We start from the raw sequence: 22,072 nt of genomic DNA, 5'->3' as shown, positions 1-22,072 counted from the left end.
GGGCGGGTCACGTGCCGGTGACGCCGTGGTCGCGCGACATTCACCTGCCGTCAACGCGGAGCACCGGACGCGGCCAGACCGCGGTCCTAGCGTGAGCGGCGTACGAGGTGCCGGGACCGACGGCGCCGCCGTCTCCCGAAGGGAGATTCCGATGAACCGCAAGCACCAGGCCGAGGTCCACGACATCACGCCGATCCGGATGGACGGACTCCGCGTCCTCGTCGTCGCCGAGTCGTTCCTCCCGCAGGTCAACGGCGTCACCAACTCCGTACGCCGCGTGCTCGACCACCTCGCGGACCAGGGCCACGTCGCGGAGCTCGTCGCGCCGACCGGCCCCGACACGTACGCCGGCTTCCGCGTCACCATCGTGCGCGGCGCGCGGCTGCCGTTCTACAAGGACTTCCGCATCGGCCTCGAGACGCGCCGCCGGCTCCGGAAGGTGATGCACGCGTTCCGGCCGGACGTCGTCCACATCGCCTCGCCCGCGACGCTCGGTTACCAGGCGGCGCGCACCGCGAGCGAGCTCGGCATCCCGACGGTCGCGATCTACCAGACCGACATGATCGGGTTCGCCGAGCGGTATGGCATCCCCGGTGGTGCGCTCGCGATGTCGGCGCTGACCCGCAAGATCCACACGAGCGTCGACCGCACGCTGGTGCCGTCCAGCGCCAGCCTGAAGCAGCTCGAGGGCCTCGGCGTTCCGGGGCTGGGCACGTGGAAGCGAGGGGTCGACCTGGTGCAGTTCGACCCCGCGCACCGTGACGAGGCACTCCGCGAGCGACTCGCTCCGGCGGGCGAGCTCCTGGTCGGCTATGTGGGCCGCCTCGCTCCCGAGAAGGAGATCGAGCTGCTCGCGCACCTCGATGGCATCGAGGGGATCCAGGTCGTGGTGGTGGGCGGGGGTCCGTCTGACAGCGACCTGCGCAAGGCACTTCCGAATGCGCACTTCCTCGGCATGCTCCACGGCGCGGACCTCGGGTCCGCCTATGCGAGCCTCGACGTCTTCGTCCACACCGGACGCCACGAGACGTTCGGACAGTCGCTGCAGGAGGCGATGGCCTCGGGTCTGCCGGTCGTCGCTCCCGAGCAGGGTGGCCCGATCGACGTGGTCGACCCGGGCGCTGGTTTCCTCTTCCCGCCGGGTGACGGCGCGGCCATGGCGGCGTACGTGCGCCAGCTCGTCGAGGACGACCTGCTGCGCTCGCGGATGGCGGCGTACGCCCGGACCTGCGTCGAGAGCCGGAGCTGGTACGCCGTCAACGAGACGCTCGTCGCGCACTATCGCGAGGTCATCGCGGACCGCCCGCGGCCGTTGCTGCGCCGCGCCTCCTGACAACACCCGCGAATCAACCGGGAAAAACCCGGGAATCAACCGGTCAAAACCCGGGGCTCGACGCACTAGGGTGGCGCTCGTGTCCAGCCATGCCGGTGCTTCCGAGACCAACGTCGCACCCACCGCACCCGTGATCGAGCCGGAGGAGCTGGCCCAGGCCGGCGAGATCCTGGCCGCCGTCCAGCACGCGTTCTCCGGGCGCGTCGTGGGCCAGGAGCGGCTGCGCACCGCGTTGCTCGTGGCGCTGCTCGCCGAGGGCCACATCCTCGTCGAGTCGGTGCCGGGCCTGGCCAAGACGCTGGCCGCCAGCACCCTCGCCGCGAGTGTGCAGGCGGAGTTCTCCCGTATCCAGTGCACGCCCGACCTGCTGCCCAGCGACATCATCGGCACCCAGGTCTACGACCCGCGCAACCACACGTTCGAGACCCAGCTCGGTCCGGTGCACGCCAACTTCGTGCTGCTCGACGAGATCAACCGGGCGAGTGCCAAGACGCAGTCAGCCATGCTCGAGGCGATGCAGGAGAGCCAGACGTCGATCGCCGGCGTCATCCACAAGCTGCCGCAGCCGTTCATGGTGCTCGCCACGCAGAACCCGATCGAGGAGGAGGGCACCTACGTCCTCCCGCGCGCGCAGATGGACCGCTTCCTGCTCAAGGAGGTGCTCGACTACCCGAGCATCGACGAGGAGGTCCAGGTCCTCGAGCGCATCGAGAACGGCACCCTCGGCCGCGACACGTCGGCGACCGCCGTCGTCGGCCACGACCACATCGCCTGGCTGCACGCCCTCACCCGTCGCGTGTACGTCGACCCGTCGGTCAAGCGCTACGTCGCCAGCCTCGTCGCGGCGACCCGAGGCGCGGCGCTGCCCGCCGACGTGCGCGGGTACGTCGACATGGGCGCCTCGCCGCGCGCGACCGTCGCGTTCTTCCAGGCCTCGCGTGCGCTGGCGCTGATGAGCGGCCGCAACCACGTCCTGCCCGAGGACGTCCGGACGCTGCGCCACGGCGTGCTCCGCCACCGCGTGCACCTCTCGTTCGAGGCGCTCGCCGAGCGGGTGCGGGTCGAGGACATCATCGACGCCGTCGTGAAGACCGTCCCCAGCCCCTGATCCGGTGACCGTCCACCTCACGCGGGTCAAGGCCCGCCTCTCCATCCACGCACACCGCAAGGTGCGTGGCCTCCTCGAGGGGGAGTACGCCGCCCTGCACGCCGGGCGGAGCATGGACTTCAACGACCTGCGCGAGTACGTCCGCGGCGACGACGTGAAGGACATCGACTGGAAGGCGTCCGCGCGCTCGCGGGCCCTCCTGGTCAAGCGGTACGCCGCACTGCGCCAGCACACGATCCAGCTCGTCGTGTCGACGGGTCGGAGCATGGCGGCCCTGCACGAACGCGACGTCCCCAAGCGGGACCTCGCGGTCATGGTGGCCGGCGTCCTCGGCTGGCTGGCGGTGCGCCACGGCGACCTCGTCGGGGTCGCGTGGGGTGATGCCGACGAGCAGCACCTGCTGCGTCCCCAGCGGGGTGAGTTGCCGCTCGAGCGCGGTCTGCAGGCGGTGCACGACGCGACCACGACCACGGGCGGTGCCTCCGATCTGGCGGCACTCGTCGACTACGTGGTGCGCACGGTCCGTCGGCGTACCGTCCTGGCCCTGGTCTGCGACGCCTGGGAGCTCGACGCCGCCGCGCTGACCGCGATGAAGCGACTTGCCGTCCAGCATGAGGTGCTCTTCGTGACGGTCGGCGGCATTGACCCGACCGCCGAGGCGCTCGCCCTCGACGTCCTCACCGACGTCGACACGGGCAAGCCGCTCCCGGCCTGGATCGCCGACGACGAGGAGCTCCGCCGCCAGTACGCCGACCTGCTGGTCGCCGACGCCACCTCCCTCAAGCGGCAGCTCGACGCGCTCGGCATCGTGCACGCGCACGTGACCGACGAAGCGAACGTCATCAAGACCGTCTTCGACCTCCTGGAGCACCACCGCCATGCGCGCCGCCGATGACTTCGTCGGCCCCGCGGCGTACGCCGGGCCGTGGACGTGGCTGCCGTACCTCCTGGTGCTGGCCGTCGTCGCCTACTACGCGTGGGTCGTCCTGCTCGCGGGCCGGACGGTGCCCGAGGCAGAGGAGGAGTTCGTCTCCCGTCGCAACCCCGCGGACTCGGTCCGCGGCCGCCGGCTGCAGGAGCTGGACCGCATCGACCAGGCGGTCCGCGCAGGCCGGATGCCGCTGCGTATCGGCTTCCAGCAGATGAGTGCGCAGGTCCGCACGTTCGTCGGCGAGGTGAGCGACGTGCCGGCACGGTCGATGACGCTGGAGGAGCTCCGGGCCTCCCCGCACCCGCGGGTGGCCGAGGCCATCGCGCTGATGTACCCGCCCGAGTTCGCCCCGGGAGAGGCCTCCCTCGACGACTTCGGGCGCAGCCTCCAGCAGGCCCGGGAGCTGGTGCGCACATGGACCTGAAGTGGCCCCTCCTGCTCCTGCTGCTCCTCGTGCTGCTGCCGCTCGCCTACGCGCTGCTGGTGCGGTTCGTCCCCGACCCGGAAACCCCGGTCGGCCTGCCGATCGGGCACGCGTCGCGGCTGCGGGCGCTGCCGCGGTTCCAGGTGCTCGCCCGCCAGCAGCTCCTGCTCACGCAGGTCCAGCTGGTCTCGGTGGTGCTCGTGCTCATCGGCTCGGTGTGGCTGGCCGCGCGACCGATGCACACCGAGGTCGTCGACAAGCCCGCCAAGCCGGGCGACCTCGAGCTCTGCGTCGACCTGACCCCGGCTGCCCGGTCCGGCACGGTCCCGGCCCTTGCCGAGGTCCACGACCTCGTGCCCGTCCTCCGCAAGGAGAAGCTGCGGATCGGCATGCAGGGATTCCAGGCGACGACGGCGGAGCTGCTCGCGCTCACCGATGACTTCGACCGCGCCGACGCGGTCTTCGCGGAGACCCGCACGGCTCTCGCCGACCCGAAGACGAGCGGCACGACCGGTGCCGCCACCGGCGACGGCCTGGTCACCTGCGCGAAGGCGTTCGACGCCCCCAAGTCCCAGCGAGGCCGCGCGATCGTCCTGATCGGCACCGGCTCGTCGACCGACTCCGTCATCGACCTCGCCGAGGCAGCAGGCATCGCCCGCGACCGTGGCGTGACGGTGTACGTCGTACCGGCGGGTGCATCGGCCGCAGGGCTCGCTGACCTCACGGCCGCCGCCAAGCTGACCGGGGGAGAGGTCGTGACGGGCCCGGACCCGATCGACACCGTGTGGTCGCGCGAGGCGATCCGCCTGGACCCGCCCCCGACGCCGCTGCACCGCGACGGACCCTTCCTGCCGACGGTGATCGTGCTGCTGGGCCTCGGTGGCCTGCTGCTCGCCGGACTGCGAGGGCTGTTCCGATGAAGCCGAACTGGAACATCCGCATCGCGATGGCCGTCCTCGCCGTCCTCATCGCCTTCCGGCCGGGCATCGGCGGTGCCGTCACCGCCGAGAAGCCGGTCGGCAACGACCTCGAGGTGCTCCTCGTCGTCGACGAGACGCTCAGCATGTCGGCCCTCGACTACGCCGGCGCCCGCTCGCGCCTCGAGGGTGTCCGCGAGGACCTCACCGAGATCACCAAGGCGCTGCCGTACGCGCGCTTCGGGATGATCGGCTTCGGCCACGACGCCAAGGTCGACCTGGCCTTCACGGACAGCCGTGCAGCCGTGCAGCGGGCGATCACCGGCATCACCCGCGAACCGATGATGGCCGGCACCGGCACGACGATGGACCGCCCGCTCGACCTGATGACCACCGTCCTGTCCCAGGCGGCGCGGCAGCACCCCGACCGGCGCCGGGTCGTGATCTTCCTCAGCGACGGTGAGAACACCAAGGCCGGCGCCAGGCAGCGCTCGTTCTCCGTCGCGAAGAAGTACGTCGACGACGGCGCCGTGCTCGGCTACGGCACCAGCCAGGGTGGCCGGATGCCGACCGGCGGCGAACCGCCGTGGACCTTCGTCCGCAACCTGGCTACCGGTGAGGACGCGCGCAGCCGGATCGACGAGACGAACCTGAAGAAGATCGCCGGTCAGCTCGGCGTCGACTACGCCTACCGCGGCGGCACTGGTTCCCTCACGGACTGGGCGGTCGGTCTCTCGCACGACTCGCAGAACCTCACCGAGGACGGCAAGGACGACTTCGAGCTCTACTGGATCCTGGCGATCCTGCTGGCTGCGCTGGCACTGGTCGAGCTGCGCCTCGACGTACTCGCGTGGCGTGAGGCGAAGGAGGTCGCCGGATGATCCAGATCGACGACGAGCGCCGCCGGCTCCTGGTGATGGGCGCGCTGCCCGCACTGGTCGCGCTGGTCGTGGCCGCGGGCCTCTGGCTCCTGGTCCACGGCAACGCCTCCGGCCGCGACGACTACGACTCCGGCAGGTACGCCGACGCCCGCTCGGCGTTCGAGGGTGCCCACGACCTCGGCGTCGTGTCGCCGTGGATCGCTCCGTTCAACACCGGCACCGCGGCGTACCGGGCGAAGGAGTACGAGACTGCCGTGGCGGCGTTCAACCGGGCGCTCGATGACGTGCCGGGCGACCGCATGTGCGACGTGCGCGTGGACCTGGCGCTGACCCACGAGGCGATCGCGAAGAAGGCCGAGGCCGACGGGGAGAACGCCGACCGGCAGATCGCCCTGCGCGACGGACGGACCGCGATCCTCGGCACCGGCTGCAACGACGCGCTCGAGAAGCGGCTCGAGGACCAGATCAAGGACGCCTCGTCGAGCAATGACGACCGGTCCGAGGACCAGAAGATCGACGATGTCGAGGCGAAGAACCGCGCTGCGGCCAAGGCCAAGGACGTCGAGCTCGAGCCGAAGAACGAGCCGCACGAGCAGATCCAGTGGTGATCAGCCCGTCGATCAGCCCGTCGATCAGCCCAGCAGGCTGACCGCCTCGTCGACGGTGTCGACCAGGTGCACGTGCGGCTCCATCGGACGTCCCTGCGCCAGCGACTCCAGCAGCGGCCAGGCTGGGAAGGTCTCGGTCCAGTAAGTCCGCCCCACGAGCACCATCGGTGCGACGGACGACTCGTCGGCGTAGTAGTTCTCGCAGGCGTCCTGGAAGATCTCCTGGACCGTGCCGCCGGCACCCGGCAGGAAGACGATGCCGGCGTTGCAGATCTGCAGCAGGATCGCCTCGCGCACCGGGTTGCCGAAGTACTTCGCGATCGACGTCGCGAATGCGTTGGGCGGCTCGTGGCCGTAGTGCCAGGTCGGGATGCCGAGCGACTCGCCGCCGTCGGGCCACCGGTCGCGCACCTCGAACGCGGCATCGACCCACGGCCCGATATCCGGTCGGAACGACGGCACCCGGCCGAGGAGGGCGAGCGCCTCCTCGAGCACGTCGGCCGGATGACGCGACAGCCAGGCGCCGAGGTTGGCCGCTTCCATCGCACCCGGTCCGCCTCCGGTGGCCACGGTGCGTGAGCCGGCGAGACCCAGCCCGAGGCGTGCGGCGTCGGTGTAGTCAGCCGAGCCTCGCTCGGCGGCGTGACCGCCCATCACGCCGACCAGTGAGCGTCCCTTGATCCACGCCGCCAGCGCGGTCTCGATCCCGTGGTCGTGCAGGGCCCGGGCCAGGGCCGGCTCGCGCCCGGGATCGCGCGACCAGGCGTACGCACGCGCGTCGAGCGAGTCGACGTACGACGGGGTGTCGTAGAGGTCGTCGGGGGAGTAGAGCCGGGAGGGCCAGGTGTCGACCGGCACCGTCGGGATCGCGGGGAAGACGAGCGCTCCGCGCGCGGCGAGCGACGACTCGTCGCCGTTGCGGAACGAGCAGCCGAGGAACATCGCGCCCGCCACACGGCAGTGGCTCAGCTCGGAGCCGCGCTCGCGCAGGTCGAGCCCGCTGAGCACCCATCCCGACATCGACCCGACGCCTGCGCGCACGCGTCCGTCGAAGTCCGCGAGATCGTGGATCTCGACGACCTGCCCGCGCCTGCGCCTCATGCGGAGCAGGCTAGGCGACGACGGTCAGCGCTCGGTGTAGCGCTCCTCGTGGAGCACCGTGTCGAGCGGGGAGCGGTGGCGCCAGCCGAAGCGCTCGAGGTCCGGCACGTCCGGGAGCTCGGAGACCGGGCCGACACAGAGCCAGGCGATCGGCCGCACGTGCTCCGGCATGCCGACGAGATCGCGCAGGAACTCCTCGCGGTAGAAGGAGACCCAGCCGACGCCGAGTCCCTCCTGCGTGGCGGCGAGCCAGAAGTTCTGGATCGAGCAGACCGCGGAGTAGAGGCCGGCGTCCGCGATCGCGTGGCGCCCGAGGGGGTTGGTGCCGCCGCGGGTCGGGTCGTAGCCGACGACGACACCGAGCGACGACTCGAGGATGCCCTCGACCTTGATCTTCTGGAACGTCTCCGAGCGCTCGCCCTCGAGCGAGTTGGCGAAGACCTCGCGCTCGGCCATCACGTGCTCGCGGAAGGCCCGACGCGTCTCGTCGGAGCGGACCAGGATGTAGTCCCACGGCTGCGTCATGCCGACGCTCGGGGCGGCGTGGGCTGCGGAGAGGACCCGCGTCAGCACCTCGTCGTCGATCGGTGCGCCGTTGAACTCGGCACGCGTGTCCCGTCGACGGTTGATGGCGTCGTACAGCTCCACTGGTCTTCCTCCCGCTCCAGCGCCGCGCAACCAGGTGCGTCGTCGCGGCGGCACAACCTACCCCGCGCGTGGTCGGTGGCTGCCTCTAGGCTCGTCCCGTGGCCACCCGCACCGACCTGACCTGGTTCCGCGCCCCCGGCGCCGACCGCCCCGGCACCACCAACCTCTGCTACCACGCGCTCGACCGTCGCGTGATCAACGGCGAGGCGTCCTCGCCCGCGCTGAGCACCGCCGACCGGACGTACGACGTCGCGGCGCTGCTCGAGGAGGTCGGGGCGCTCGCCGGCGCCATGCGCAGCTTCGACCTCGCTCCGGGGCAGGTCGTCGCGATCGGTCTCGGCGACCCGCTGCTGCGTGCACTCTCGGTCCTGGCGACCCTGCGGCTCGGTGCGGTCGTCTCCGACTCCAACGAGGGCGCAGCGATGGTGCTGACCGACGGTTCGATCGACCCGGTTGCCGGTGTGCCTGCGCTGCTCCACGGTCCGGAGCCGGTCGACCCGGTGTGGCAGCTGGAGTGGCAGTTCGCGCTGAAGGCGGGCCGGACGAACCCGGCGCCGGTCGTCGACGTGGCCGGAGATGCGACCGCTCTGTCGCTCGCGGGCGCCACCGTGCTGACCCGCGACGTCGTCGCGCACGACTCCGAGGCGGGGCGTCTCGTCGCGGCTCTCGGTGCCGGAGAGGTCGTCGCCCTGTGACCTCCCGCCGCGACATCGTCATCCTCGGATCCACGGGCTCGATCGGCACCCAGGCTCTCGATCTGGTGCGGGCCAACCCGGATCGGTTCCGCGTCGTCGGCCTGACGGCGGGTGGCTCCAACGTGCAGCTCTTCGAGCAGCAGGTGGCGGAGTTCCGCCCGGCGTACTCCGGGTTGGGGGAGGAGGACTCGACGGAGGCCGCCGCCCTGCCGTGTGACGTCGTCCTCAACGGCATCACCGGTGCCGTCGGCCTGCGCCCCACGCTCGCGGCGCTCGAGGCCGGCACCACCCTCGCGCTCGCCAACAAGGAGTCGCTGATCATCGGCGGACCGCTGGTTTTGGAGCGCGCCAAGCCGGGCCAGATCGTCCCCGTCGACTCCGAGCACTCCGCGATCGCCCAGTGCCTGCGGGCCGGCCGCGGCGACGAGGTGAAGCGGCTGGTCCTCACGGCCAGCGGTGGCCCGTTCCGCGGGAAGACCCGCGAAGAGCTCGCCGGTGTCACCCGTGAGCAGGCGCTCAACCACCCGACGTGGGCGATGGGCCCGGTCATCACGGTCAACTCGGCGACGCTCGTCAACAAGGGCCTCGAGGTGATCGAGGCACACCTGCTCTTCGGCCTGCCGTTCGACCGGATCGACGTCGTCGTCCATCCGACGAGCGTGGTGCACTCGATGGTGGAGTTCATCGACGGCTCGACCATCCTGCAGGCCAGCCCGCCGACGATGATGATCCCGATCGCGCTCGGTCTCGAGTGGCCCGACCGCGTCCCCGGTGCTGCGCCCGGCTGTGACTGGACCAGGCCGGAGACCTGGCAGTTCTTCCCGCTCGACGACGAGGCCTTCCCGGCGGTGTCGCTGGCACGCGAGGCCGGGCAGCGGGGGAGCACGGCTCCGGCGGTCTACAACGCCGCCAACGAGGTCGCCGTCGATGCGTTCCTCACCGGTCGCCTGCCGTTCGTCGACATCGTCCCGACGGTCGCCCGCGTGCTGCACGCCCACGACGTACCCTCGAAGGGCGCACTCACCGTCGACGACGTCCTCGCTGCCGACGCGTGGGCCCGCTCCACGGCGCGCACGTTCATCGAAGGATCCTGATGGCCCTGCTCTACTACACGCTCGGCGTCCTCGTCTTCGTGGTCGCCATGCTCGCCTCGATCGGGCTGCACGAGGTGGGTCACATGGTCCCCGCGCGCGCCTTCGGCGGCAAGGTCACGCAGTACTTCATCGGCTTCGGACCCACGGTCTGGAGCAAGCAGGTCGGCGAGACCGAGTACGGCGTCAAGGCGATCCCGCTCGGCGGCTACGTGAAGATCATCGGCATGCTGCCGCCCGGAGCCGCACAGCTGGCCGATGAGGTCGAGACCGACGCCGACGGCAATCAGGTGCTGAAGATCCGCAAGTCCAACACGGGTCTGTTCACCCAGCTCATCTCCGACGCGCGTGCCGCTGAGTGGGAGCTCGTCCGGCCCGAGGACGAGCCGCGCCTGTTCTACAAGATGACCTGGTGGAAGAAGGTCGTCGTCATGGCCGGCGGCCCGACGGTCAACCTCGCCATCGCGTTCTTCCTGTTCTGGGGCGTCTTCGCCACGGTCGGCAACGATGCGGACCCGAGTGTGAGCCCGGTCGTCGCGCAGGTGTCGGGCTGCGTCGTGCCGGCCTCGCAGGACCAGCGCGAGTGCACCCCTGCAGAGCTACGCGAGCACCCGTCGCCGGCGGCCGCTGCGGGTGTGCAGAAGGGTGACCGGTTCCTCTCCTGGAACGGCGAGAAGATCACCTCCTGGCGACAGGTCCAGGAGATGATCCGCGGCAACGGCGACCGGACGGCGAAGCTCATCGTCGAGCGCGATGGCACCGAGGTGACGCTCGATGTCACCACGCAGGTGACGCCGCGTCCGCTCGACCCGGCCAACCCCAGCAAGCTCGCGCCGGTCGGCTTCCTCGGCGTCACGCCGACGACGGTCGCGCACCACGGTGGCCCGCTGTACACGCTCGGTCAGATGGGCGGCATGGTCAAGGAGTCCGCGCACGCCATCGCGGTGCTCCCGGTGAAGGTGTGGCATGTCGGCATGGCCCTGGTCGGCCTCGAGGAGCGCGACCCCAACGGCCCGGTCAGCATCGTCGGCGGCGGTCGGTTCGCCGGTGAGGTGGCCGCGCAGGACGACTTCCCGCTGCAGGCCAAGGTTGTCTCCCTGATCTCCCTGATCGCCGGCTTCAACTTCTTCGTCGGCATGTTCAACTTCGTGCCGCTGCTGCCGCTCGACGGCGGCCACATCGCCGGAGCCCTCTGGGAGGGTGTCCGTCGCGGCTGGGCCCGGGTGTTCCACCGCCCCGACCCCGGACACGTCGACGTCGCCCGGCTGCTGCCGATCGCCTACGTGATGACGATGGCGTTCGTCGTGATGGGCGTCGTGCTGATCCTCGCGGACCTGATCATCCCGGTGAAGCTGTACGGCTGAGAGACTCCTAGCGGCACACGTGTGCCGCCAACAGTGCGGGATTTTTCAGGGCTCCCAGTCGCGAGGGCGACACAGCCGTGTCGTCAACAGGCGCCGTTTGTCGCACCATGGCCGGCGATGATCGCGGCACAGTCGTGTCGTAGTCACGACCGGCACCATGCGCTGAGGCACGGGCCATGGCGGCACACCCGTGTCGTACTCATGACCGGCACCACGCCCTGAGGCACGGGCCATGGCGGCACACCCGTGTCGTACTCATGACCGGCACCACGCCCGGGTCCGTGCGGGGAGGGCCTGTGGAGGACGACTCGCGGTCCGCCCACGGGTCAGGTCCACTGGCGACATGCCCCGTCTGACCAATCGCATCGTCAAAGCCGAGCTCGTGCACCCGCTCGTCATGCGTCTCCTTGCCGATGAAGGTCCTGCGGCAGTGTCGTATCGCCGGATCGCCGCAGAGACGGGTCTGACGCTCTCGGCAGTACGGAACATCTGGACCACCCAGGACCTGCTGCTCCAGCGCGGCGCGGCCCATGCCCGCGAGCTGCTTCCGCTGCCGTCACTCCATCCGCGGATCGACGCTGACCCGGACGCAGTCTTGCGCGAGGGCATCTGGCGCCTGCTCCCACTCACGGAGGAGCAGCAGGTTGCCCACCGTGCCCTCGAGTCGCTCCGATGGGCCCCACAGGCATCCTCAGCGCGGCGTGTGCTCGAGGCGTACGACGCGACCGCGTCGTTGCGGATTCGCGCGTTGGTCGACGAGGTTCTGTGGTTGCGCGAGCCCGAGCCGCGTTCCTCCCGGTCGCGCACGGCAGACCAGCTGCGCGAGGCCCAGCAACGACCGATGACTAAGGGTGAGTTCTTGATGGAGGCGGTCAGGCGAGGCCTGGCCGACCACCTCGCGCGCACCGGCGGCTGCGCTACGGGTGCCATGGTCGACGAGTGCATGCATGCGGTGGACCTCCGCCTCCTAGACTGACCTCATGACGTCGACCAGCACGCCGATCTCCTTGGGCATGCCCGAGGCCCCCGCTCCCGTTCTGGCCCCGCGCCGGCAGACCCGCCAGATCAAGGTGGGCAAGGTAGGGGTCGGTTCGGACTCTCCGGTGAGCGTGCAGTCGATGACCACGACGCTGACCTCCGACGTCAACTCGACGCTGCAGCAGATCGCCGAGCTCACGGCGGCCGGCTGCGACATCGTCCGCGTCGCGTGCCCGAGCCAGGACGACGCTGACGCGCTCTCGGCGATCGCGGCCAAGGCCAACATCCCGGTCATCGCCGACATCCACTTCCAGCCGAAGTACGTCTTCGCGGCGATCGACGCCGGCTGCGCCGCCGTACGCGTCAACCCGGGCAACATCCGGGCCTTCGACGACCAGGTCAAGGAGATCGCGCGCGCTGCTCAGGACCGCGGCACCTCCATCCGCATCGGCGTCAACGCCGGCTCGCTCGACAAGCGCCTGCTGGAGAAGTACGGCAAGGCGACGCCCGAGGCGCTCGTCGAGAGCGCGATCTGGGAGGCCGGCCTCTTCGAGGAGCACGGCTTCCGTGACTTCAAGATCTCGGTCAAGCACAACGACCCGGTCGTGATGGTCCGCGCCTACGAGCTGCTCGCCGAGAAGGGCGACTGGCCGCTGCACCTCGGCGTCACCGAGGCCGGGCCGGCGTTCCAGGGCACGATCAAGTCGGCGACCGCGTTCGGTGCGCTGCTCTCCAAGGGCATCGGCGACACGATCCGCGTGAGCCTGTCCGCCCCGCCGGTCGAGGAGGTCAAGGTCGGCATCTCGATCCTGCAGTCGCTCAACCTGCGCCCGCGCAAGCTCGAGATCGTCTCCTGCCCCTCCTGCGGCCGCGCGCAGGTCGATGTCTACAAGCTTGCCGAGCAGGTGACCGCCGGCCTCGAGGGCCTCGAGGTCCCGCTCCGCGTGGCCGTCATGGGCTGCGTCGTCAACGGTCCCGGTGAGGCGCGCGAGGCCGACCTCGGCGTCGCCAGCGGTAACGGCAAGGGCCAGATCTTCGTCCGCGGCGAGGTCATCAAGACCGTGCCCGAGGCCAAGATCGTGGAGACGCTGATCGAGGAGGCCATGCGCCTCGCGGAGGAGATGGAGCCCGTCGAGGGCGGCTCTGCCGAGGTCTCGGTTTCGTGACGACGGTGCCGTTCTCGGTCGTCAGCGCCGCGGATGACTCCACCGACGCGTTTCCGAACGACCTCGCCGATGACTGCCCGGAGTACGGGCAGCTGCCGACGTACACGTCGACTGACGGTGACCACTGGACCGTCGACTGCGGCAGCGACATGAGCGCGGGTGGCGTCCCCGGCTTCTTCGTGGTCGGGGTGCTTCTGGTCCTGATCCTCGGCGTCGGCGGCACGATCTGGCGGGTCTCGACCGCTCGCCGGATGGCACGCGATTCCGGCATGAACGTCGGTGACGCCACCGCCATGACCCTGCTGGACGACGACGGTCTCGCCGCGACCTACCTCGCGTCCAACCTGCGCCACGACCAGCCGTCGGCGCCCGCTGCGGAGGGCTCGCGTCCCACTGCGGCGCAGCGGCTCACCGAGCTGCAGCAGCTCCTGGCGCAGGGCCTGATCACCCAGGCGGAGCACGACGAGCGTCGCCGCGCGATCCTCGACGAACTCTGACCGGAGCCGTCACCGTTTCGTGATTCACGGCGCAACGCGTGGCGGCTACAGTCGCCTCGTGTTGTCCACCACTGCGAAGGTGCGCGTGCTCGGCTCGGCCGACGTGCCCGCCTTCCTGGCGCTTGCCGAGCAGGATCCTGTGGTCAACGTCTTCGTCGACTACCGGGCGCGGATGACCCGTCTCGACCCTGCCTGGCTGGGCGGTGAGGTGGTCGGACGGTTCGTCGACGGCGACCTGGTCTCCGCGCTGCACGTCGGCGCCAACCTCGTCCCGGTCCAGGCAGGCCCGCGGGATCTCGACGACTTCGCGCGGCACCTGCGTGGACTGCCCGCGACCTGGGCGACGCTGGTCGGCCCGCATCCTGCCGTGGAACGGCTGTGGGGCCTGCTTCAGGACGACTATGCGCCGCCCCGCGAGGAGCGCTGGCGGCAGCCGCACCTCGAGCTGACCGGCGCCCCGGCGATCGCGGGCGACCCCCTTGTCCGGCGTACGACGGAGGCCGACCTGCTCGCCCTCTACCCGGCGTGCGTCGCGATGTACACCGAAGAGGTCGGTGTCTCCCCGGAGACCGGGGGAGGCGGGCCGCTCTATCGCGCCCGGGTGCGGCAGCTGGTCAACCGCGGCTGGTCGTTCGCCCGGTTCGACGACGCGGGCCGGGTGGTGTTCAAGGCCGAGGTCGCGAGCGTCACCCCGCACGCAGCCCAGATCCAGGGTGTCTGGATCGCCCCGGAATGGCGCGGCAAGAGCCTGGCTGCGGCCGGCATGGCACGCGTTGCGGAGCTGGTGCTCTCCGAGATCGCGCCGACCGCGTCGCTCTACGTCAACGAGTGGAACCACCCGGCGCGCGCTGCCTACGCGCGTGCGGGTTTCGTCGAGACCGCACGGTTCTCGACGATCATGTTCTGACCCGTTCCCGCAGCGGTCGCACAGCAGTAGCGTTGCGTCATGGCCTCTCTTCCGCTCGGCGCCAGGATCGTCTCCGGTGCCTTCCTCGCTTCCGGCACGCTGCACCTGGTCAAGCCCAACGTGTTCGAGCCGCTCATGCCCGACTTCGTGCCGGCCCACCGCGAGATCATCATCGGCTCGGGCGTTGCTGAGATCGCGTGTGCGCTGGGCATGCTGTTCCCGCCCACGCGCCGCGTCGCCGGACTCGCGAGCGCTGCGCTTCTCGTCGGCGTCTTCCCGGGCAACCTGAAGATGGCCGACGACGCTCGCCGCCTCGGCAGCCCGACGTTCAGGGCGGTCGCCTACGGCCGCCTGCCGCTGCAGCTGCCGATGATCAAGGCCGCGCTCAACGCCGCCAAGGCCTGACTCAGGTCAGGAACCGGCCGCGGGTGCGCTGCCACCAGTCACGCTGACGCCCGTAGGCCTCGAGCACCGACGACATCGACGGTGCGAGTGACGTCCGGCGCTGCTTCTCCGGCGTCGCGTCGTACGACGGCCGCTCGCCGTCCCACCAGACCGGGGCGGTCAGCGCCTCCAGCAGGGGGTCGAGGGCCTTCATCGAGTCCTCGCCCCAACCGATCGCGCGGTCCATGCCGGCGCGGTTCGGCGCCAGGGTCACCGGGCTGAGCGTCGGCTCCATCCGCTCGAGGTGGTCGGCGTACGGCGCGTTGCCGATCATCTGCACCGCGACCGCCTGCGTCACCGGCGTCATCCAGAGGTGCTTGGGATCCCAGCGCGGGTGCATCGAGTCGAGGGCGACGACGACACCGTTGCGGGTGCCGATCCGCCCCTCGCGGAGCCGGCGGTAGGCCAGCTCGATCGGCACGTTGGCGGCTGCCACGCCGTCGACCAGGGCGGCGACGTTCTTCTGCTCGAGCCACGTGTCGACCAGCTCGATCATCCGCTCGCTCTTCACCTCGTGGTGGAGCACGCCGGGGATCGCGGCGGAGAACGACTGCGCGTCGACGACGTTGAACTGGCGGGTCAGGTCGTCCGCGCCGATCACCATCGGCTTGACGACGCGTGAGTCGATGAACGACGCGATCTGCCACAGCCGGCTGTTCATGACCGGTCCGATGCTGATCGGGCGGAGCGGGAGTGCGCGGCCCTGGACGTTGGCCAGCTGCTGTCGGCGGAAGCGCGCCGGCAGCCGCGAGAAGAGGTCCTGGTGGACGCCGGACACGACGCAGTCGAAGGGGATCGCGAGGTCCTCCATCCGCATCTGCTCACCGTCGGGACGGCGGAAGAGGTCGGCGGCGAACTCGTCGTACCGCAGGGAGAAGAGGCTGGTCAGGCCGTGCCGGCGGGAGCGCGGCTCGGGGCCGAGGATGCCGCGGTAGCTCAGGCTGTGGGCGAAGTCGATGTACTGCTCGATCGGGACCGGCACCTCGCGCGCGAAGATGCCGCCGAGGATCGCGCCCATCGAGCCGCCCATCATGTAGTCGGGGACGCGCCCGGACTCCACGAGGTGCTTCAGCGCGCCGATGTAGACGAAGCCCGCGCCGCCGCCACCGCCCAGCACGAGGACCAGGCTGCGGAGGCCCACCTCCGCGTCGAGCTCGGCGGGGGAGAAGTCGTTGCGGTGGCGGTCGAGCAGGGCCTGGCGCTGCTCGGTCTGCTCCGCCTCCAGCGCGTGCAGCACCTCGCGCGCGAGCTGCAGCCGTACGACGCGGTCCTTCTCGCGCCGCAGCGACTGCGCGAAGGCGTCGATCACCTTGGTCCGCCACTGCTCCAGCTCGGCGCTGACATCGACGTCGCCGCGGCCCCGCACCCCGCCTCCCGCGGCGCCCGGCTCGAAGACGGTCAGCCGCGCGAAGCTGATCAGGTAGCGCAGCCGCCGCATCTCCTCAGCTGTGAGGACGTCCGGGTGCGCCAGCGCGCTGCGCACCAGCCGGCGTTCCATCCGCTGCAGCCGGTAGATCGGATCGTGGGCGCGCTCCTCGCTCGCGGCCGCCGCCTCGGCGGGGAGATCGGCCGGCTCCGGCGGGAGGAAGCTGTCGCTGCGGCGGAGGGGGATGCGCATGCTCCGGACACTAGAGCCAAGGGTCCGGTGCCGGCAGCCACTTCGTGGCCGACCCGCCGTCGCCGATAACCTTGCGCCCATGAGCTCTGCGCGCGTCTCTCGCATGTCCCAGCTGTTCGTCCGCACCCTGCGCGACGACCCCAACGACGCCGAGGTCCCGAGCCACCGCCTGCTGGTCCGCGCCGGCTACATCCGCCGTGCCGCGCCGGGCATCTACACCTGGCTGCCGCTGGGCCTGAAGGTCTACCGCAACGTCGAGCGCATCGTCCGCGAGGAGATGGACGCGATGGGTGCGCAGGAGCTGCAGTTCCCGGCCCTGCTGCCCAAGGAGCCCTACGAGGCGACCAACCGCTGGGAGGAGTACGGCGACGGCATCTTCCGTGTGAAGGACCGCAAGGGTGCCGACTACCTGCTCGGCCCCACGCACGAGGAGATGTTCACGCTCGTCGTGAAGGACCTCTACTCCTCCTACAAGGACCTGCCGGTCTCGCTGTACCAGATCCAGACGAAGTACCGCGACGAGGCGCGTCCCCGCGCGGGCCTCATGCGCGGCCGCGAGTTCGTCATGAAGGACTCCTACTCCTTCGACTACACCCACGCGGGCCTCGAGGCGTCGTACGCCGCCCACCGTGCGGCGTACATCAAGACGTTCGACCGCCTCGGCTTCGACTACGTCATCGTGAAGGCGACCGCCGGCGCGATGGGCGGCTCGAAGTCGGAGGAGTTCCTCGCGAAGCTCGAGGTCGGCGAGGACACCTTCGTCCAGTGCACCTCCTGCGGGTACGCCGCGAACGTCGAGGCCGTCACGGTCCCGACGCCGGCCCCGATCGCATACGACGGAGTCCCCGCCGCGCACGTGGAGCCCACGCCGGACGCGTCGACCATCGCAAAGCTCGTGGACGCGCTCAACGCCGACCACCCGCGCGCCGACCGTCCGTGGACCGCGGCCGACACGCTCAAGAACGTCCTGATGATGCTGGTCCACCCCGACGGCACCCGTGAGCCCCTCGCGATCGGCCTCCCGGGCGACCGTGAGGTCGACCAGAAGCGCCTCGAGGGTCAGCTCGAGCCCATCGGCGTCGAGCCGATGACGGAGGACGAGCTCAAGCAGTTCCCCGACGTCGTGAAGGGTTACATCGGCCCCGGCGTCCTCGGTGAGGAGTCGAAGACCGGCATCCGTTTCCTGGTCGACCCCCGCGTCTCCGAGGGCACCGCCTGGGTGGCGGGAGCCGACCTGCACGAGCACCACGTCGTCGACCTGGTCGTCGGTCGCGACTTCACCCCGGACGGCACCATCGAGGCGGCCGAGGTGCGGGCCGGTGACGCCTGCCCGAACTGTGCGGACGGCGTCCTCGAGACTGCCCGCGGCATCGAGATGGGCCACATCTTCCAGCTCGGCACGAAGTACGCCGAGGCGCTCGACCTCAAGGTGCTCGACGAGAACGGCAAGCTCGTCACCGTCACGATGGGCTCCTACGGCATCGGTGTCTCGCGTGCCGTGCCGGTCATCGCCGAGGGCAACCACGACGAGCTCGGCCTCTGCTGGCCGCGCGAGATCGCACCCGCCGACGTGCACATCGTCGCCGCGGGCAAGGACGCCACCCTCTTCGAGGCCGCCGAGGCGCTGAGCAACGAGCTCGCAGCCCAGGGCATCGAGGTCATCTACGACGACCGCGCCGGCAAGGTCAGCCCCGGTGTGAAGTTCAAGGACGCCGAGCTGATCGGCGTACCGACGATCGTCACCGTGGGCCGCGGCCTGGTCGACGGCCTCGTCGAGATCAAGGACCGCCGGACCGGCGAGAAGCAGGACGTCGCCGTCGCCGACGCCGCTGCGACGATTGCCGCGATCGTCCGCAGCTGACCCGCCGCTACCGATCAGTACGGCCCCCGACCTCCGGGTCTGGGGGCCGTACTGATCGGTAGCGCAGTGGCAGAGTGGCTCCATGATCGAGGCAGTGATCTTTGACTGGGGCGGCACGCTCACGGCCTGGCACGACGTCGACTTCCACGAGGAGTCGCTCGCGCTCGCGCAGGCGGTGATCGGTGCGCACGGTGACCTCGACGTTCACGCAGCGCGGATCCACGAGGCCGGCGCCCGGGTGTGGGGATGGAGCCGGGACGCACAGCGCAGCGCCACGGTCGCGGACCTCTTCATCGAGGCGGGACTCGACCACGATCCCGCCCTGCTGTCGGCGTACTACGACTTCTGGGCGCCGCACACGCTGACGGATCCCGAGGTGGCGCCGATGTTCGAGCGGCTGCGTGCGCAGGGGATCAAGGTCGGCATCCTCTCCAACACGATCTGGCCCCGGTCCTGGCACCGCGGCTACTTCGAGCGCGACGGGGTGGCTGACCTGATCGACGGTGACGTCTACACGAGCGAGATTCCGTGGACGAAGCCGTCGCCTCGCGCATTCGGTGCGGCGATGGAGGCCGTCGGCGTCACCGACCCGGCGCGCTGCGTCTACGTCGGCGACCGGCTGTACGACGACGTGTGGGGCGCGCAGTCAGCGGGCATGCGGGCGATCCACGTGCCGCACAGCACGATCCCCGCCGACCAGCTCGGTCACACCGAGGGCGTGCCGGATGCCGTGGTGCAGCGCGTCGGCGAGGTCGCCGACGTCGTGGCGGGCTGGCTCTGACGTAGCAGCACCCGTATTGCAGGTTTGTGCATTGCATAAACCTGCAATACAGATCGTTGCGCAGGTTCAGGGGAGATGTTGCAGGATCTTTCCTGTGCCCCTGCTCGGACAGGCGGTCAGCGGTTCGCCAGTTCGCTGGTTCCGGGGAAGATCTCGGGGCTCCCCCGGAACCGCAGCTGGCGGATCGCGCACTCGACGAGGGCGGTAACCGCCCAGCTCCGGTCGGAGCCCGTCGCATGTGCCACCAGGTCCGCGTAGACCGCGGCGGCCTTCTTCTCCACCTCGAGCGCCGCAGCCCAGGCCGCCGACGATGAGCTGACGTCGCCCAACGTGTAGCCCGGCTCGGCAGGGACCGCCACGCCGCCAAGCGCGGTGATCCGCGCGACGAGGTGGTCGCGCTGGCTGCGGTGCGTGCGGAAGGCATCCGTCACCTGGTCGCGGAGTGCGGAGTCCTCGGGTGCCTGTGCGCCGATGACGCCGAGCACCCAGACCGCGGCGTGCTCGCCGGCGACCGCAGTCTGCAGGGGAGTGATCTCGGTGGTCATGCGGCACGCCCCGCCGGCGTCGGCGCTGCGGCGAGGTGCATCGCGACGCCGGCGGCCATCGACGCCAGTGCGCGCGCGAGCGGGCCACTGGCAGCGTGCTGGGCGCCCGCGGTGAGGGAGCGCTGCAGGGCGGCCTCGCCCCGGCGTACGGCGGAGAGCGCGGCATCGGGGGAGGGCGGCACCGCGGCGGCAGCAGCGGTGACCGGTTCCTTGGTCAGGACGGCCAGGTGCGCCCGGTGCATGGCGGTCAGTGGCGCGAGCGTCGTCGCCAGCCCGACGTGCTTCGTCGCAGTATCGGCGACCAGCTGGGCCTGGGTGGCGATCGCGGTGGTCAGCTGCGAGACCGTGGTCGCGTCGGCGTCCCGCTTCGCGGCGGGCGCTGCGACAGTGGCGGGAGGGCCCCACTGGCAGCCGGCAGTGCTTGCGGCGACGGCGGTGGCCCCCAGGAGGGCCGCCCCCCGCACAGCCGATCGGCGGGAGACGGTGATCACGGTGTCAGGCACGTCGCGAACCCTATCTGTCGGCGCGTCCACTGCCGTGGACCCGCTAAGGTTGGGGCCGACAACAGCACAAGGAGGTCGCACTGTGAGCAGTTCCGGACTGGACGCCACCAGGGCCCGCATCGAAGCAGGGCTCATCGACCCCCTGGCCGCTCTCGGCCTGGACCTGGAGGCTGTCGAGCTCTCCAAGGCCGGCCAGCGTCGCGTGCTGCGGATCGCCGTCGATTCCGAGACCGGCGTGACGCTCGACGAGATCTCGGCGGCGACCAAGGAAGTCGACGACTTCCTGGAGTCCTCCAACGTGATGGGCGCCGAGCCGTACATGCTCGAGGTCACCTCGCGCGGCGTCGACCGGCCGCTCACGCATGCGCGCCACTGGCGCCGCAATGCGGGCCGCCTGGTCAAGGTGACCCTCGTCGAGGGCGGCGAGGTCGAGGCCCGCATCGGCGAGTCCGACGAGACCGGCGTGACGCTGCTCGTCGACAAGCGCGCGAGCAAGGGCGCCAAGCCGAAGATCGTCGAGACCCGTGTGGAGTACGTCGACATCGCCAAGGCGCGCGTGCAGATCGAGTTCAACCGCAAGGCCGCCTTCGAGGAGGCCGGCGACGACAGTGACGACACCGCCGACTTCGGCGACGAGGGAGACGACGACTGATGGACATCGACCTGAGCATCCTGCGGATGCTGGAGCGCGAGAAGGAGATCTCGTTCGAGGTCCTCGTCGAGGCGATCGAGCAGGCGCTCCTGCAGGCGTACCACAAGACTCCGGGCGCCCAGCAGCGCGCGCGAGTGATCGTCGACCGCAAGACCGGTCACGTGAACGTCCTCGTGCGCGAGCAGGAGGAGGACGGCACGTTCTCCGAGGAGTACGACGACACCCCCGACGGCTTCGGCCGGATCGCGGCGGGCACCGCGCGCCAGATCATGTTCCAGCGCCTCCGTGACGCCCAGGACGACATCACCTTCGGTGAGTTCGCGGGCAAGGAGGGCGACATCATCTCCGGCATCATCCAGCAGGGCCAGCGCGCCGATGACGTGATGGTCGACCTCGGCAAGCTCGAGGCGATCATCCCGATCGGCGAGCGTGTCCCGGGGGAGAACTACGAGCACGGCACCCGCATCAAGGCGCTCGTCGTCTCGGTCCGCAAGGGCATGCGCGGTCCGCAGATCACCCTGTCGCGCACCCACCCGAACCTGGTGAAGAAGCTCTTCGCGCTCGAGGTCCCCGAGATCGCCGACGGCACCGTCGAGATCGCGGCGATCGCCCGTGAGGCCGGCCACCGCACCAAGATCGCGGTGAAGTCGACCGTCCCAGGCGTCAACGCCAAGGGCTCCTGCATCGGCCCGATGGGCAGCCGCGTCCGCAACATCATGAGCGAGCTGCACGGCGAGAAGATCGACATCGTCGACTGGTCCGAGGACCCGGCCGAGATGGTCGCCCACGCGCTGTCGCCCGCGCGCGTCACGTCGGTCGAGATCGTCGACCTGGCTGCACGCGCCTGCCGCGTCGTCGTTCCGGACTTCCAGCTGTCGCTGGCGATCGGCAAGGAGGGCCAGAACGCCCGCCTCGCCGCCCGCCTCACCGGCTGGCGGATCGACATCCGCTCGGACGAGGCCCCGCAGGCCTGAGCCAGCGAACAAGCGGTGGGTTTGCAGTCACGTGGTGACTGCAAA

Annotated in this window: 24 protein-coding genes; 19 read left to right on the top strand and 5 right to left on the bottom strand. The window is 70.5% G+C overall.

Annotated features, from left to right (window positions below; translation table 11 throughout):
• The first annotated feature begins 151 nt into the window (after window positions 1-151).
• From EPD65_RS16455 to EPD65_RS12525, 7 genes are all read left to right on the top strand, one after another.
• Window positions 152-1,333 (top strand): glycosyltransferase family 4 protein, encoded by a 1,182-nt coding sequence (locus tag EPD65_RS16455; protein WP_131584649.1) that lies wholly within the window; start codon window positions 152-154, stop codon window positions 1,331-1,333.
• 79 nt (window positions 1,334-1,412) lie between these two features.
• Window positions 1,413-2,441 carry an AAA family ATPase gene (locus EPD65_RS12550; protein WP_424450582.1) on the top strand — a complete coding sequence of 343 codons (1,029 nt, stop codon included), beginning with the start codon at window positions 1,413-1,415 and terminating at the stop codon, window positions 2,439-2,441.
• Between the two features lie 4 nt (window positions 2,442-2,445).
• The gene (locus tag EPD65_RS12545; RefSeq protein ID WP_131584645.1) at window positions 2,446-3,336 is read left to right on the top strand and encodes a DUF58 domain-containing protein; all 891 of its coding nucleotides are present in this window, start codon (window positions 2,446-2,448) and stop codon (window positions 3,334-3,336) included.
• Window positions 3,320-3,796 carry a hypothetical protein gene (locus EPD65_RS12540; RefSeq protein ID WP_131584643.1) on the top strand — a complete coding sequence of 159 codons (477 nt, stop codon included), beginning with the start codon at window positions 3,320-3,322 and terminating at the stop codon, window positions 3,794-3,796. The genes EPD65_RS12545 and EPD65_RS12540 overlap by 17 nt, the downstream gene beginning before the upstream one ends.
• Window positions 3,787-4,716 (top strand): vWA domain-containing protein, encoded by a 930-nt coding sequence (locus tag EPD65_RS12535; protein ID WP_131584641.1) that lies wholly within the window; start codon window positions 3,787-3,789, stop codon window positions 4,714-4,716. The genes EPD65_RS12540 and EPD65_RS12535 overlap by 10 nt, the downstream gene beginning before the upstream one ends.
• Entirely contained in the window at window positions 4,713-5,594 is an 882-nt protein-coding gene (locus EPD65_RS12530) for a vWA domain-containing protein (protein WP_131584639.1), read from the top strand. The genes EPD65_RS12535 and EPD65_RS12530 overlap by 4 nt, the downstream gene beginning before the upstream one ends.
• The gene (locus tag EPD65_RS12525) at window positions 5,591-6,202 is read left to right on the top strand and encodes a tetratricopeptide repeat protein (protein ID WP_131584637.1); all 612 of its coding nucleotides are present in this window, start codon (window positions 5,591-5,593) and stop codon (window positions 6,200-6,202) included. Before EPD65_RS12530 ends, EPD65_RS12525 begins: the two co-directional genes overlap by 4 nt.
• Window positions 6,203-6,226: 24 nt before the next feature.
• On the opposite strand, the gene EPD65_RS12520 is transcribed toward EPD65_RS12525, so the two are convergent.
• Both EPD65_RS12520 and bluB read right to left on the bottom strand, forming a co-directional pair.
• Window positions 6,227-7,303 carry an LOG family protein gene (locus tag EPD65_RS12520; protein ID WP_131584635.1) on the bottom strand — a complete coding sequence of 359 codons (1,077 nt, stop codon included), beginning with the start codon at window positions 7,301-7,303 and terminating at the stop codon, window positions 6,227-6,229.
• Window positions 7,304-7,327: 24 nt separating this feature from the next.
• Window positions 7,328-7,951, bottom strand: a complete 624-nt coding sequence (gene bluB / locus EPD65_RS12515; protein ID WP_131584633.1) for a 5,6-dimethylbenzimidazole synthase — start codon at window positions 7,949-7,951, stop codon at window positions 7,328-7,330.
• 98 nt (window positions 7,952-8,049) lie between these two features.
• Here bluB and EPD65_RS12510 point away from each other — a divergent pair, with 98 nt between their 5' ends.
• From EPD65_RS12510 to EPD65_RS12475, 8 genes are all read left to right on the top strand, one after another.
• Window positions 8,050-8,646, top strand: coding sequence for a hypothetical protein (locus EPD65_RS12510; RefSeq protein WP_131584631.1), 597 nt, complete (start codon window positions 8,050-8,052; stop codon window positions 8,644-8,646).
• Window positions 8,643-9,740 carry a 1-deoxy-D-xylulose-5-phosphate reductoisomerase gene (locus EPD65_RS12505; protein ID WP_131584629.1) on the top strand — a complete coding sequence of 366 codons (1,098 nt, stop codon included), beginning with the start codon at window positions 8,643-8,645 and terminating at the stop codon, window positions 9,738-9,740. Before EPD65_RS12510 ends, EPD65_RS12505 begins: the two co-directional genes overlap by 4 nt.
• Window positions 9,740-11,101, top strand: a complete 1,362-nt coding sequence (locus EPD65_RS12500; protein WP_131584627.1) for a M50 family metallopeptidase — start codon at window positions 9,740-9,742, stop codon at window positions 11,099-11,101. Before EPD65_RS12505 ends, EPD65_RS12500 begins: the two co-directional genes overlap by 1 nt.
• 343 nt (window positions 11,102-11,444) lie before the next feature.
• Window positions 11,445-12,077 carry a TetR/AcrR family transcriptional regulator gene (locus EPD65_RS12495; protein WP_131584625.1) on the top strand — a complete coding sequence of 211 codons (633 nt, stop codon included), beginning with the start codon at window positions 11,445-11,447 and terminating at the stop codon, window positions 12,075-12,077.
• Window positions 12,078-12,081: 4 nt separating this feature from the next.
• Window positions 12,082-13,245: a flavodoxin-dependent (E)-4-hydroxy-3-methylbut-2-enyl-diphosphate synthase gene (gene ispG, locus EPD65_RS12490; protein ID WP_131584623.1), complete on the top strand. Its 1,164-nt coding sequence runs from the start codon at window positions 12,082-12,084 to the stop codon at window positions 13,243-13,245.
• The gene (locus EPD65_RS12485) at window positions 13,242-13,742 is read left to right on the top strand and encodes an SHOCT domain-containing protein (RefSeq protein ID WP_131584621.1); all 501 of its coding nucleotides are present in this window, start codon (window positions 13,242-13,244) and stop codon (window positions 13,740-13,742) included. The genes ispG and EPD65_RS12485 overlap by 4 nt, the downstream gene beginning before the upstream one ends.
• Before the next feature lie 58 nt (window positions 13,743-13,800).
• Window positions 13,801-14,649 (top strand): GNAT family N-acetyltransferase, encoded by an 849-nt coding sequence (locus EPD65_RS12480; protein WP_207891540.1) that lies wholly within the window; start codon window positions 13,801-13,803, stop codon window positions 14,647-14,649.
• Between the two features lie 39 nt (window positions 14,650-14,688).
• On the top strand, window positions 14,689-15,054 hold the full coding sequence (locus EPD65_RS12475) for a DoxX family protein (protein ID WP_131584619.1): 366 nt from the start codon (window positions 14,689-14,691) through the stop codon (window positions 15,052-15,054).
• A 1-nt stretch (window position 15,055) separates the two neighbouring features.
• Here EPD65_RS12475 and EPD65_RS12470 read toward each other — a convergent pair whose 3' ends face one another.
• Window positions 15,056-16,711, bottom strand: a complete 1,656-nt coding sequence (locus tag EPD65_RS12470; RefSeq protein WP_207891539.1) for a patatin-like phospholipase family protein — start codon at window positions 16,709-16,711, stop codon at window positions 15,056-15,058.
• 79 nt (window positions 16,712-16,790) lie between these two features.
• Here EPD65_RS12470 and EPD65_RS12465 point away from each other — a divergent pair, with 79 nt between their 5' ends.
• Both EPD65_RS12465 and EPD65_RS12460 read left to right on the top strand, forming a co-directional pair.
• Window positions 16,791-18,572 (top strand): proline--tRNA ligase, encoded by a 1,782-nt coding sequence (locus EPD65_RS12465; protein ID WP_243640574.1) that lies wholly within the window; start codon window positions 16,791-16,793, stop codon window positions 18,570-18,572.
• Window positions 18,573-18,654: 82 nt separating this feature from the next.
• On the top strand, window positions 18,655-19,353 hold the full coding sequence (locus EPD65_RS12460; protein ID WP_131584617.1) for an HAD family hydrolase: 699 nt from the start codon (window positions 18,655-18,657) through the stop codon (window positions 19,351-19,353).
• A 116-nt stretch (window positions 19,354-19,469) separates the two neighbouring features.
• Here EPD65_RS12460 and EPD65_RS12455 read toward each other — a convergent pair whose 3' ends face one another.
• Together EPD65_RS12455 and EPD65_RS16580 are read right to left on the bottom strand one after the other, a co-directional pair.
• Window positions 19,470-19,898, bottom strand: a complete 429-nt coding sequence (locus EPD65_RS12455; protein WP_131584615.1) for a ferritin-like domain-containing protein — start codon at window positions 19,896-19,898, stop codon at window positions 19,470-19,472.
• Entirely contained in the window at window positions 19,895-20,401 is a 507-nt protein-coding gene (locus tag EPD65_RS16580; RefSeq protein WP_243640573.1) for a hypothetical protein, read from the bottom strand. Before EPD65_RS16580 ends, EPD65_RS12455 begins: the two co-directional genes overlap by 4 nt.
• A gap of 82 nt (window positions 20,402-20,483) precedes the next feature.
• Between EPD65_RS16580 and rimP the strand changes: the two genes are divergently transcribed.
• Both rimP and nusA read left to right on the top strand, forming a co-directional pair.
• Window positions 20,484-21,053 (top strand): ribosome maturation factor RimP, encoded by a 570-nt coding sequence (gene rimP, locus EPD65_RS16575; protein WP_243640572.1) that lies wholly within the window; start codon window positions 20,484-20,486, stop codon window positions 21,051-21,053.
• On the top strand, window positions 21,053-22,027 hold the full coding sequence (nusA, locus tag EPD65_RS12440) for a transcription termination factor NusA (RefSeq protein WP_131584609.1): 975 nt from the start codon (window positions 21,053-21,055) through the stop codon (window positions 22,025-22,027). Before rimP ends, nusA begins: the two co-directional genes overlap by 1 nt.
• The last annotated feature ends 45 nt before the right edge of the window (window positions 22,028-22,072 follow it).

The organism is Nocardioides jejuensis (assembly GCF_004337475.1).
Classification (GTDB): Bacteria; Actinomycetota; Actinomycetes; order Propionibacteriales; family Nocardioidaceae; genus Nocardioides; species Nocardioides jejuensis.
Note: the sequence above shows the minus strand (reverse complement) of the source record. Positions and strands in the feature narration are given on the sequence as shown.

Excerpts from the sequence above, each read along its gene's own strand:
- EPD65_RS16455 (WP_131584649.1), top strand. The coding sequence starts at position 152 with ATGAACCGCAAGCACCAGGCCGAGGTCCACGACATCACGCCGATCCGG.
- EPD65_RS12540 (WP_131584643.1), top strand. The coding sequence starts at position 3,320 with ATGCGCGCCGCCGATGACTTCGTCGGCCCCGCGGCGTACGCCGGGCCG.
- EPD65_RS12535 (WP_131584641.1), top strand. The coding sequence starts at position 3,787 with ATGGACCTGAAGTGGCCCCTCCTGCTCCTGCTGCTCCTCGTGCTGCTG.
- EPD65_RS12530 (WP_131584639.1), top strand. The coding sequence starts at position 4,713 with ATGAAGCCGAACTGGAACATCCGCATCGCGATGGCCGTCCTCGCCGTC.
- EPD65_RS12525 (WP_131584637.1), top strand. The coding sequence starts at position 5,591 with ATGATCCAGATCGACGACGAGCGCCGCCGGCTCCTGGTGATGGGCGCG.
- EPD65_RS12520 (WP_131584635.1), bottom strand. The coding sequence starts at position 7,303 with ATGAGGCGCAGGCGCGGGCAGGTCGTCGAGATCCACGATCTCGCGGAC.
- EPD65_RS12500 (WP_131584627.1), top strand. The coding sequence starts at position 9,740 with ATGGCCCTGCTCTACTACACGCTCGGCGTCCTCGTCTTCGTGGTCGCC.
- EPD65_RS12495 (WP_131584625.1), top strand. The coding sequence starts at position 11,445 with ATGCCCCGTCTGACCAATCGCATCGTCAAAGCCGAGCTCGTGCACCCG.
- ispG (WP_131584623.1), top strand. The coding sequence starts at position 12,082 with ATGACGTCGACCAGCACGCCGATCTCCTTGGGCATGCCCGAGGCCCCC.
- EPD65_RS12475 (WP_131584619.1), top strand. The coding sequence starts at position 14,689 with ATGGCCTCTCTTCCGCTCGGCGCCAGGATCGTCTCCGGTGCCTTCCTC.
- EPD65_RS12470 (WP_207891539.1), bottom strand. The coding sequence starts at position 16,711 with ATGCGCATCCCCCTCCGCCGCAGCGACAGCTTCCTCCCGCCGGAGCCG.
- EPD65_RS12465 (WP_243640574.1), top strand. The coding sequence starts at position 16,791 with ATGAGCTCTGCGCGCGTCTCTCGCATGTCCCAGCTGTTCGTCCGCACC.
- EPD65_RS12460 (WP_131584617.1), top strand. The coding sequence starts at position 18,655 with ATGATCGAGGCAGTGATCTTTGACTGGGGCGGCACGCTCACGGCCTGG.
- EPD65_RS12455 (WP_131584615.1), bottom strand. The coding sequence starts at position 19,898 with ATGACCACCGAGATCACTCCCCTGCAGACTGCGGTCGCCGGCGAGCAC.
- nusA (WP_131584609.1), top strand. The coding sequence starts at position 21,053 with ATGGACATCGACCTGAGCATCCTGCGGATGCTGGAGCGCGAGAAGGAG.